The 12,433-nt window shown below is 33.2% G+C and carries 7 protein-coding genes and 1 tRNA gene; 5 read left to right on the plus strand and 3 right to left on the minus strand.

What is annotated here, in order from left to right:
- The first annotated feature begins 187 nt into the window (after window positions 1-187).
- Window positions 188-3,502, plus strand: a complete 3,315-nt coding sequence (locus tag R6X41_RS00060; RefSeq protein WP_318496615.1) for a reprolysin-like metallopeptidase — start codon at window positions 188-190, stop codon at window positions 3,500-3,502.
- Between the two features lie 165 nt (window positions 3,503-3,667).
- Here R6X41_RS00060 and pth read toward each other — a convergent pair whose 3' ends face one another.
- The 3 genes from pth to R6X41_RS00075 form a co-directional block, all read right to left on the minus strand.
- Entirely contained in the window at window positions 3,668-4,297 is a 630-nt protein-coding gene (pth, locus tag R6X41_RS00065; protein WP_318496616.1) for an aminoacyl-tRNA hydrolase, read from the minus strand.
- Window positions 4,298-4,378: 81 nt separating this feature from the next.
- Window positions 4,379-5,002 (minus strand): 50S ribosomal protein L25/general stress protein Ctc, encoded by a 624-nt coding sequence (locus R6X41_RS00070; RefSeq protein ID WP_318496617.1) that lies wholly within the window; start codon window positions 5,000-5,002, stop codon window positions 4,379-4,381.
- Window positions 5,003-5,031: 29 nt separating this feature from the next.
- Window positions 5,032-5,967 carry a ribose-phosphate pyrophosphokinase gene (locus tag R6X41_RS00075; protein ID WP_318496618.1) on the minus strand — a complete coding sequence of 312 codons (936 nt, stop codon included), beginning with the start codon at window positions 5,965-5,967 and terminating at the stop codon, window positions 5,032-5,034.
- Window positions 5,968-6,134: 167 nt separating this feature from the next.
- On the opposite strand from R6X41_RS00075, the gene R6X41_RS00080 reads away from it, so the two are divergent.
- The 4 genes from R6X41_RS00080 (at window position 6,135) to cas2 (ending at window position 12,429) form a co-directional block, all read left to right on the plus strand.
- A tRNA-Leu gene (locus R6X41_RS00080) sits at window positions 6,135-6,216 on the plus strand.
- A gap of 466 nt (window positions 6,217-6,682) precedes the next feature.
- Complete coding sequence (gene cas9, locus R6X41_RS00085) at window positions 6,683-11,101, plus strand: type II CRISPR RNA-guided endonuclease Cas9 (RefSeq protein ID WP_318496619.1); 4,419 nt, start codon at window positions 6,683-6,685, stop codon at window positions 11,099-11,101.
- A 3-nt stretch (window positions 11,102-11,104) separates the two neighbouring features.
- Window positions 11,105-12,004 carry a type II CRISPR-associated endonuclease Cas1 gene (gene cas1, locus R6X41_RS00090; protein ID WP_318496620.1) on the plus strand — a complete coding sequence of 300 codons (900 nt, stop codon included), beginning with the start codon at window positions 11,105-11,107 and terminating at the stop codon, window positions 12,002-12,004.
- 80 nt (window positions 12,005-12,084) lie between these two features.
- Window positions 12,085-12,429, plus strand: a complete 345-nt coding sequence (gene cas2, locus R6X41_RS00095; RefSeq protein ID WP_318496621.1) for a CRISPR-associated endonuclease Cas2 — start codon at window positions 12,085-12,087, stop codon at window positions 12,427-12,429.
- Window positions 12,430-12,433 lie beyond the last annotated feature (4 nt).

The raw sequence follows: 12,433 nt of genomic DNA on the forward strand, positions 1-12,433 counted from the left end.
AAAAGAGTAATCGTTAAGTAATTGTTTAAAAAGTATATTTTTGCTCACCTTAAAGTAAGCGTTTATAGAGTAATACACAATTTTAAGCAAAACTACGTCATGTTTTTGCAATGACCATGATTTTGTGACATTAAAATGCGGTTTATAATCGTAATGAAAAAGATTTAAATTTATGAAAAACCTTCACATGAAAAAGCTTTTTTTGCTTTTAATAGTGTCTCTTCACGTCAGTTTTATTTTTGGTCAAAATACTTCGAATTTTTGGAAAAATGTTTCTAATGAACGTGTTGCATCTGCAACAATAGGTCGCAAAACCCAACCAGAAAAGTTTAAAGTTTTTCAGTTGGACTTAGATGCCTTTAAAACAGCATTAAAACAAGCTCCTTTAAGTGATAATCGTAGAAATTCGGCAGGAATGATTCTGGATTTTCCTATGTCGGACGGTTCTTTTCAGCAATTTGAGGTGACAGAATCTTCAATTATGGGACCTAAATTATCGGCTAAATTTCCAATGATAAAAACCTATAAAGCGATTGGTATAGATGATAAAACGGCGACCATGCGTTTTAGTGTAACTCAAAACGGATTGCATGTATTTTCGCTTTCTGGACAAAGAAGTTCTGTTTTTATAGATCCATATACTGTTGAAGGTGAAAAATATATGGTGTATAATAGATCTGATTTAGGTATAGATACACAGGATTTTGAATGTCTTACCGATGATAATATCGATTTAAAATCTTTAAAAACAGATTTGGGATCTCAAATTTCAAGTGCAGACGATAGTACTTTAAGAACATATCGTTTGGCGCTGACTTGTAACTCTAAATACGGTGCTTTATTTGCAGGGGAAGGGACGGAAGCAGAAAAGAAAGCCAATATTCAGGCACAAATGGCAATTACTATAAACCGTGTAAATGAGATTTACGAACGCGATTTAGCAATTACCTTGGTGTTTATTGACAGGAATGACGAATTGATTTATTACGATCTAGATAATGATCCATGGAGTAACGAGTATAATGAAAAAACGCAAGAAGTTATATCCACTACTTTAAATGATGAAAGTTTGTACGATATCGGGCATAATTTTAATACAACAAACGGTGGGAACTCTGGATGTATTGGCTGTGTTTGTGTAGATGCTGTAGCACCTTATACAGAAGAAGTGTCTAAGGGAAGAGGCTATACGGGGTTGTTTAATCCTACAGGAGATGCCTTCGATATTGATTTTGTAGCACACGAAATGGGGCATCAATTTGGAGCTTGGCATACTATGAATACGTGTTCGCGTTCAGGTAATGGAAGATCTGAAGTAGAGCCTGCTTCTGGAAGTTCTATCATGGGATATTCGGGAGTTTGTGGTGTGAATAACGTTCAGGAACATTCCGATGCATATTTTAATTATGTAAATATTAGAGATGTTTCTCAAAATGTACAACCCGGAGGTGTAAGCGCTTGTGGCGAGCAAACGGTTTTAGAGAATAAGCCACCAGTAGCATTAGCAGGGCTAGATTATACTATTCCAGTGTCTACCCCTTTTGTCTTAAGGGGTGAAGGGACAGATCCAGATGGTACATCCACATTAACATATAGTTGGTCTCAAAACGATCCCGAACGTGCTCCAGCAGATGGCGCACCACAATCTACTTGGACTGTTGGGCCTATGTATCGCTCTATTTTACCAACAGTTTCTCCAGATCGTTATTTGCCAGATTTAAGCGATGTTACGGCTGGAAATATCACTCCAAAATGGGAAGTGACACCATCGGTAGCAAGAAGTATGAATTTTGCTTTTACTGTTAGAGATAACGGTAGCGGTTTCCCGATTGGAATTGGACAAGTGAATACAGATTTAATGAAAGTAACAGTGGTAGATGGAACTCCTTTTACAGTCTCTAAACCAAATAGGGCAGAAGATTGGTATGTAGGTATTTCTCGAGATATAGAATGGATTGTTGGAGAGACAAATTCAGCTCCAATAAATAGCGAGAAAGTGAATATTAAATTGTCTTTAGATGGTGGTTCAACCTATCCAATTACTTTAGCTTCTAATGTTGATAATGATGGTTCGGAAACTATTGTAGTTCCAGATAACGAAAGCGATCGTTGTAGAATTATGGTTGAGGCTGCAGATAATATTTTTTATGATATTTCTGATTCAGATTTCAGTATAAAAAAATCAGGACCAATTTTTGTTCTTGAACTTACAGATGAAATTTTTACGTTTTGTAATAGTGATGCATCTTTAAATATTCCATTTCAGTACACTACAGTTTCAGGTTTTAATGAAGTTACAACGTTTAGTGTTTCAAATTTACCAACGGGTGTTACAGCAAGTTTTGCAGCTACTACAGCTCAGGAAGATGCAGATATTATTTTAACGTTGAAAAATTTTGATAAAGCAGCTATAGACGCTCACGCTATTAATATTATAGGTAAAGCAAATTCGTTAACGCAATATGTGGTGGCGACTTTACAAATCGAAGCCTCGCAAATTAATAGTCCGAATTTATCAAGTCCGGCTAATGGAGCAACAGAAGTTTCAGAAGATATTACACTGTCTTGGGAAGCCTCCGAATATGCATTGAAGTATGAATTAGAAGTCTCTACTTCATCAGATTTTTCAGCAGAAGTAAATTTTTATCAATTGTCTGATACCTATTTCGATTTTCAAGCTCTAGAACCTTTAACTACCTATTATTGGCGTGTTCGTGCGTTAAATGAATGTGCGGTTAGTGAGAATTCAAAAGTATCTAGCTTTACAACAAGTTTGTGTACAAGGTGTGCGTCTTCAGGTAACGATTCGGTGCCTAGTTTGGTTACATCTACAACACGCGTTATTTTTAATTCTATAGATAATGTTTCTGGTAAAACGGGCTATAGCGATTTTACTTCCATAGAAAATCAAGTAAAAAGAGGTGGGGATTATCCAATTTCTATTTATGTAAATACATCTGGAGATTATACTACAAACACCATAGTTTGGATAGATTGGAATAATAACTGTGATTTTAATGATGCTGGCGAGATGTATGAATTAGGAGAAGCTACTAATGTTACAAATGGTATTACAACAAATTCGCCTTTGATTATTACAGTGCCTTTAGATGCTGTTTTAAGTGATGAAACAATTATGCGTGTCGCAACAAAATACAGAAGTAATCCTACTTCTTGTGAAACTGGATATGATGGTGAGGTAGAAGATTATAAATTAGAAGTTCAGCCTACTTTAGGTGTAGAAGACAATAATTTTAGTAGTTTTAATATATGGCCAAATCCTAATAAAGGTGCTTTTACAGTATCGCTAAAGGCAACCTCTGCTAACAATGTAAATATTGTTTTGTATGATATAAGTGGAAGACAAGTGTTTTCTAAATCGTATAAAAGTGATTATGCTTTTAGTCAGAATATTGTATTAGACCATGTTGCTTCTGGATTGTATTTATTAGAAGTGAATAATGGTGTCAATAAAACGATAAAGAAGATTGTAGTTGAATAACCTCTTTTAGAGATTTTAAATAAGATGATTAAGAGCCAAGAGTTGAAAGATTTTTGGCTTTTTTGATGCCTAAAATTTCAAAATTTAAAGCATGTGTTTTGGAGTAATAATTTGGTTTATAATACTGAAAACTAAGTATTAAAGACCCAATACCCAGCTCATTCTCTACTTCCCATTAAAGGTGTTCATAGTGTTATTCATCCCCGCAGTACCGAAAGATTTAATAAGTTCTACGGCTTTGTCTAAGCGTTCCGGAAGTTTTTCATTTTCTTCGATAGTCCATTCGCCTAATACATAATCTATTTGTCTGCCTTTACTAAATTCGTCACTAATACCAAATCGGAATCTGTTATACGTTGCTGTTTGTAATTTGTCTTGAATATCTTTTAAGCCGTTATGTCCGCCATCGCTTCCTTTTCCTTTAAGTCGGATACTTCCGAAAGCTAAATTTAAATCGTCTGTAATAACCAATATATTTTCTAAAGGAATATTTTCTTTTGTCATCCAGTATTGAACCGCTTTTCCGCTTAAATTCATATACGTGCTTGGCTTAAGAAGGATAAAGGTTCTGCCTTTAAATTTATAAGATGTTAAATCCCCTAATTTTTGAGTTTCAAAATCTAAAGATTCTTTTTTCGCTAAATGATCTAATACTTTAAAGCCAATATTATGGCGCGTATTTTCGTATTTATCTCCTATGTTTCCAAGGCCAACAATTAAGAATTTTTTCATACTGTCTTGCGTATCTATGTTCGTAGATTTCGGATTAAAAAGTGATTTAATAAACGAGAACATATCAGATTTAAATTTTTGCTAAAATAAAAAAAAGCATCCTGAATACACAGAATGCTTTTGTTTTTATAGAATTGCTAAAGATTAAGCTTCTGCAGTTGCTTCTGGAGTAGCTTCTGCTGCTGCACCTTCTTCATCTTCATCTTCGTCTTCAATAACAGCAGCTCTAGAACGTCTTACTTGACATACTACAGTGTTATCTGGATGCATGAATTTGTAATCTTTGTTCTCTAAAGTAGTAATGTATAATTTACCACCAATTTTAAGAGGAGTAATATCTGCTTCGATAAAATCTGGTAAGTTAGCAGGAAGAGCTTTTACTCTTAAGCTACGTTTGTTTTTACGTAAAACACCACCATTTTTAACACCACGAGAGCTACCAATATAAGTTACAGGAATATCCATAGAGATTTCTTTATCTTCAAATAATTGATAGAAATCTACGTGTAAGATACTGTCAGTTACTGGGTGAAACTGTATGTCTTGCATAATAGCATTATACGTTTCTCCACTTTCTAAAGTAATCACAACTGTATGCGCATTTGGAGTGTACACAAGTGATGAAAATGCCAATTCGTGAGATTTAAAATGAACTGGTTTTTCTCCTCCGTATAATACGCAAGGAACCTGGCCAGCATTACGTAAGGCTTTTGTTACTTTCTTGCCCACGCTTTCTCTAAGAGATCCGTTGATTGTAATTGATTTCATTTTTATTTATATTAAGTATTAAATTATATTTACATTATAAAATTAGAACTAATAGATCTGTTGTAATGAACATCTTTCATCACTCCAGCAAACAAATTAGCACAAGTAAGTACTTTTATCTTATCGCTATGTTGAGTTAAAGGGATAGAGTCTGTTACTATTAATTCTTCTAATTTTGAAGCTTCCAGTTTCTTGTAAGCGTCTCCAGATAAAATAGGATGCGTACAAATAGCTCTTACACTTAAAGCACCACGTTCCATCATTAAATCTGCTGCTTTAGTTAATGTTCCGGCAGTATCTACCATATCATCAACTAAAACAACATTTTTACCCGTAACATCACCAATTAATTCCATGTAAGAAATGACATTGGCCTTCGCACGTTGTTTATAACAAATAACAACATCGCTTTCTAAAGCTTTAGAATAGGCGTAAGCACGTTTTGAACCTCCCATATCAGGAGATGCAATGGTTAAGTTATCTAAATTTAGGGATCTTAGGTAAGGTAAAAAGATTGTGGAAGCAAAAAGGTGATCGACTGGTTTTTCAAAAAAGCCTTGAATTTGATCGGCGTGTAAATCCATAGTGATAATACGAGTAGCACCAGCTGTTTCCAGCATTTTAGCAACTAATTTAGCTGCAATTGGCACTCTAGGTTTATCTTTACGATCTTGTCTTGCCCAACCAAAATAAGGTAAAACCGCGGTAATGTGTCTTGCCGATGAGCGTTTTGCAGCATCAATCATTAATAACATTTCCATTAAATTCTGAGGTCCAGGGTGTGTAGAACCAATAATAAAGATACGTGTACCTCTAATAGACTCTTCGTAAGAAGGCTGAAATTCGCCATCACTATACGTTGAGGTTATTACATTTCCTAAAGTTGTACCATAGGAAGCTGCAATTTTCTCTGCTAATGCTCTACTTTGATTACAGGTAAATATTTTAGCTTCAGTTATAGGCATACGTAACGTGTTGTTTATTAGTGTAAAACACTACTGGGTTTTTAAATTCGGTGCAAATTTAGGGATTTATTTTTACTTGAAAAGAAATATGTGCTGTAATTTTTAGGAAGTTTAAATAAAAATGGATTATTTTTGCAGTCTGGTTTTGATAAAAAATCAACTATCATGCTCAAGTGGCGGAATTGGTAGACGCGTTGGATTCAAAATCCAATTTCTTCGGAAGTGTGGGTTCGATTCCCACCTTGAGTACAAAGCCTTGTAAACACTGTGATTACAAGGCTTTTTTATGTTTATTAAACTCGATTTTAGGCTCATTTTTTTCTTTCAGGTACAACATAGGTACAACAATGAGTTATTTTTTTAAATTTTAACAGTTAAGGTTGCTTTTGTAAGTAAATAGTGCTGTTTGAGATTGTTTTACACGATTTTAATAAATTCCCATTACTTAAATGGTTTTGTTTAAGTTAGACTTTGCATCATTAATTTGTTTCTTGCTTGAGAAAAGTATTACAAAACGGAAGGAGGAATTTAATAGAAATAAAAATGCCCCGTATAGAAGACGAGGCGGCTTAAATGTTTTCACAACGGAATAATCCTTATTGTGAATTGCTTTCAGATTATGTAAATATAATTTAAATTTTTATAACCTACAATGAGGAAACCCGTAAAACACTCTTAAAAGTTTGTTGTATTTTTCTGTTTTAAAGTAAAATACATGAAACGAGTTTTAGGTTTGGATTTGGGGACGAATTCTATAGGATGGTCATTAGTACAAAGTGATTTTAAAAATAAAACAGGTAATATTGAAGGTTTGGGAGTTAGAATCATACCCATGAGTCAGGATGTCTTGGGTAAATTTGATGCTGGGCAATCCATTTCTCAAACAGCAGAAAGAACTGGTTACAGAGGAGTAAGAAGGTTGTATCAAAGAGATAATTTGCGACGAGAAAGACTCCATCGTGTATTACATGTTTTAGGTTTTTTACCCGAGCATTATGCTGAAAGCATTGACTTTGAAACTAAATTAGGCCAATTCAAACCTGAAAGTGAAGAAAAAATAAACTACAAAAAAAATGATTTAGATATTCATGAATTTCTTTTTAAGGATTCATTTTCTGAGATGGTTAAGGATTTTAAATTTAAACAACCACAGCTTTTTTACGAAAATAAGAAAGGAGAAGAAACTAAAATACCTTATGATTGGACACTCTATTTTTTACGTAAGAAAGCGCTTAGTGATGCCTTAACTAAAGAAGAATTAGCTTGGATTATACTTAATTTCAATCAGAAACGTGGATATTATCAGTTAAGAGGAGAAGATGTAGATGAAGATAAAAACAAGCAATTTGTACAGCTAAAAGTAAAAGAGGTTATTGATTCGGGGCAATCGGTTAAAGGTAATACTTTATATAATGTTGTATTTGAAAACGGTTGGCCATACGATAAGCAGATTACTAAAACCGAAGATTGGCTTGAAAGAACTAAAGAATTTATTGTAACAATTTCTACACTTAAAAACGGGGATACAAAATATTCGTATAAAGCAGTGGATTCAGAAAATGATTGGGTTGCTATTAAAGCAAAGACGGAACAAGATGTCGAAAGGTCAGGTAAAACTGTTGGAGAATATATTTATGGAACATTACTTCTAAACCCAACTCAAAAAATCAGGGGAAAACTTGTAAAAACTATAGAACGAAAATTTTATAAAAACGAGTTTAAAAAAATACTTTCCAAACAAATCGAATTACAGCCAGAATTGTTTTCAAATGGGTTATATGAGGCTTGTGTTTCAGAATTGTATCCAAGAAATGAGGCCCATCAAAACAATATAAAAGATAAAGGATTTGAATATTTGTTTACAGATGATATTATTTTTTATCAAAGACCTTTAAAAAGTAATAAATCTAATATTTCGGGATGTCAGTTTGAAACAAGAAATTACATAAGGAAGAATAAAGAAACAGGGGGACTAGAGGAAGTTAAAGAACCCGTAAAGGCAATTTCAAGATCTCATCCTCTTTTTCAAGAATTTCGTTTATGGCAATGGCTTCAAAATTTAAGAATTTACAAAAAAGAAAAAGTCGAGATTGACATTACGGGTACTTTGCTAAAAAGTGAAACGGATTGGACAGATCTGTATGATTTTTTGACTACTAAACAGGCTGTTGAGCAGAAGCATATAATCGATTATTTTATTAAAAATAAATTATTAAATAAGGCAGAAAAGGAATCTTATCGTTGGAACTATGTAGAAGATAAAAAATATCCATGTTGTGAAACTAAAGCACAATTTGTTTCTAGATTAAACAAAACAATAGGTATTACGAATGCATCTGAGTTTTTAGAAAAAGAGAATGTAGAAGAACAATTATGGCATATTATTTATTCGGTAACTGATATCAACGAATATGAAAAGGCGCTTAGAAAGTTTGCTAAAAAACAATCAATAGATGAGGCTTCATTTGTAGTGAACTTTATCAAGTTCCCTCCCTTTGCTAGTGATTATGGTAGTTTTTCTAAAAAGGCAATAGATCGTTTATTGCCCGTAATGAGGATGGGGAAATATTGGAATGTTGATATGATTCCGCCTAAAGCAAAGGATAGAAGTGCCGATATTATGGATCGGGTTAATCAACTAAAACTCAAAGAAGATTTTAGTTCTAAAGATTTAACAGAAGCACTACAAAGCGTTAGTGATGATGATGTTCCTAAGCAATTAATAAAGAGCTTTGTTTCTTTTAAAGGCAAAAATTCTTTAACTGGTTTAAATACATACCAAGCGTGTTATTTAGTTTATGGTAGACATTCAGAAATAGGAGATATCCAACAATGGAAATCACCTTCTGATATTGAAAGATATTTAGAAACATTTAAACAACATTCTTTACGAAACCCTATTGTAGAACAAGTTGTTACGGAAACTCTAAGAGTGGTACATGATATATGGAAATTTTATGGAGATGGTTCTGAAGATTTTTTTGATGAGATTCATGTTGAGTTAGGGAGAGAAATGAAAAATCCTGCGGATAAGAGAAAAATGATGTCGCAAAAAGTTTCAGAAAACGAAAATACAAATTATCGAATTAAAGAAGTTTTAAAAGATTTGATGACTGATCCTATGGTTGATGGAGATGTTAGGTCCTTTTCTCCTAGCCATCAGGAATTATTGAAAATTTTTGAAGAAGGTGTTTATCAAAATCCTAATGCAAAATACGATTCTGTAAGTGAAGACGAAATTCAAAAAATTAGAAGGAATACAAGTCCTTCTAAAAACGATATCACACGATATAAACTTTGGCTAGAGCAGGGGTATATTTCTCCATATACAGGTAAACCAATTCAACTGTCAAAACTGTTTACTACAGATTACCAAATAGAACATATTATACCGCAATCTCGTTATTTTGATAATTCATTGAGTAACAAGATTATTTGTGAAAGTGTTGTTAATGAAGATAAAGATAACAAAACAGCTTACGAGTATTTAAAAGAAAAGGGAGGTAGTTTAATTGATGGGCATAAACTTTTGAAAATAGATGAATATGAAGCACATGTTGGGAGATATTTTAAAAGTAATAGAACGAAACTTAAAAATTTACTAAGCGAAGATATTCCAGAAGGTTTTATAAATCGTCAGTTAAACGATAGTAGATATATAAGTAAATTAATTAAAGGTCTATTAAGTAATATCGTAAGAGAGGATAATGAGAAAGAAGCAACATCGAAACATATTGTCCCAGTAACAGGTGTTATTACAAATAAATTAAAAAATGATTGGGGTTTAAACGATAAATGGAATGAAATTATAGCGCCTCGATTTAAGCGTTTAAATACTTTAACCGATTCGGAAGATTTTGGTTTTTGGGATAAGAATATAAATGCTTTTCGTATTCAGGTTCCAGATGAAATAAGTAAAGGATTTAGTAAAAAAAGAATTGATCATCGGCATCATGCATTAGATGCTTTGGTTATTGCTTGTACTTCTAAAGATCATATCAATTACTTAAGTGCATTGAATGCTGAAAAGAAAAACTATGGGTTAAGAGATAAGCTTCTAATGAAAAACAACAATGGGCATTATACGAAAAATTTTCAGATGCCTTGGGGTGACTATCCTGTAGAAGTAAAAAAAGCTATCGAAGAAACAGTTGTAAGCTTTAAACAAAATACAAGAGTAATTAATAAAACAAACAATAAATTTTGGTCTTATAAAGATGAAAATGGGAATTTAAATCTAGGGAAAGACGGAAAACCTAAAAAGATTTTACGAAAACAAACTAAGGGAGATAATTGGGCAATAAGGAAACCTTTGCATAAAGAAACAGTTTCAGGTATTTATGAAACAAAAACACCTAAAGGAAAGGTTGCCACCTCTGTTCGAGGAGCGTTGTCGGATATTAAAAATGAAAAACATTTAGCTAAGATTACAGATAGTCAAATTCGAGATGTTATTTTACCAAATCATTTAAAGAATTATATAGATGATAAAGGTGAACCACAATTTGCTATCGCTTTTAGTGAAGAAGGTGTAGAGGACTTGAATAAAAATATTGTTCAACTAAATAACGGGAAAAAGCATCAACCAATTAATAAAGTCAAATTTTTTGAGATTGGGACTAAATTCCCGGTCGGTGAAAATGGAAATAAGTCTTCAAAATATGTAGAAGCTGCAAAAGGGACCAATTTGTTCTTTGCGGTCTATTGGGATGAGAAAAAGAAGAAAAGAAATTTTGAAACCATTCCTTTAAATGAAGTTGTAGCACATCAAAAACAAGTTGCTCATTTACCTAAAGAAGATAGGACTCCAATACAAAGTAACCCAGAAAAAGGAAAATTTCTTTTTACACTGTCACCAAATGATTTGGTTTACGTGCCAACCGAAGATGAATTAGAAAGTCCTCAACTAGTTAATTTTAAAAAATTAAACAATGAACGAGTAACTAGAATTTATAAAATGGTTAGTACAACTCAGGACAAACTTGAATGTGTGCCTGTACATTATGCTGCTCCAATTAAAATAAATGAAATGGGATCAAATAATAAAAGTCAAAATACAATTTTCGGAACTCAAATAAAGTCTGAATGTTGGAAACTAAAAGTTGATCGTTTAGGAAACATTTCAAAGGCCTAAGTCATGATTAAACGAACCCTTTTCTTCGGTAATCCTGCCTATTTAAGCACGAAGAATGAACAATTGGTGGTTAATTTTCCTGAAGAAGACAAAAAAGAAGCTATTGTTTCTATTGAAGATTTGGGGTATGTGGTATTGGAACATCCGCAGATTACAATTACTACCGGCTTATTGATGAAATTGGTACAAAATAAAACAGCGGTTATCACTTGCGATAAACAGCATATGCCTTGTGGGTTTTTGCAACCGTTAACAGGACATACCGAGCAAACGGAGCGCATGCGCCATCAGCTTAATGCAAGCATACCGCTTAAAAAACAATTATGGCAACAAACAATAAGTGCAAAAGTTGATAATCAAGCCAATCATCTATTAGTACAAGGAAAACCTGCGTTAAAATTAAAACGCTGGGTTAAGGAAGTAAAAAGTGGAGATCCAGGAAATATTGAAGCGATTTCGGCAGCGTATTATTTTCAAACCTTGTTTGAAGATTTGGATGGGTTTAGTCGTAATCAAAAAGGTCTTGCGCCTAATAATTTATTGAATTATGGTTATGCCATATTACGAGCAGTGACTGCTCGTGCTTTAGTAAGCAGTGGATTGTTGCCTTCGGTAGGGATTTTTCATTCTAATAAATACAATGCGTTTTGTTTGGCAGACGATGTTATGGAACCTTATAGGCCATATGTAGATGCTTTAGTTTACGACATTGTAGAAACAGGTTGTAATATAGAAGACTTAAATAAAAATATAAAAGCAGAATTATTAATGATACCTGCTTTGGATGTTGTTATTGATGGTAAAAAGAGTCCGCTTATGGTGGCTATGAGTCGTACGACGCATAGTTTACACGAATGTTTTGCAGGTATTAGCAGAAGAGTGTTATATCCCGAATTTAGTTAATGAGTTAGGTAATCTCTCGAGGGCACCCAATTATATTAAATAAACGTTCCGACAACCTGCGACCAAATAGATAGTATTATATGCAAGATCGTTATTCTAGACTAAATCAATATAGAAGTATGTGGGTATTAGTATTTTTTGATTTGCCGACTGAAACTTCGACTGAACGGAAGTTGGCAGCTCGATTTAGGAAAAATTTATTAGATGATGGATTTGCGATGTTTCAATTTAGTATTTATATGCGATTTTGTGCAAGTCGAGAAAATTCGGCTGTACATATTAAACGGACTAAAACTAATTTACCGAAAAAAGGGAAAGTCTGTATTATGGAAATAACAGATCGACAATTTGGTATGATGGAATTATTCCACGGACAAAAAGAAATTGACCCAGAAACACCCACTCAGCAATTGGAATTGTTCTAGGATT

The sequence above is a fragment of the Formosa sejongensis genome, from assembly GCF_033447105.1.
Lineage (GTDB): Bacteria > Bacteroidota > Bacteroidia > Flavobacteriales > Flavobacteriaceae > Formosa.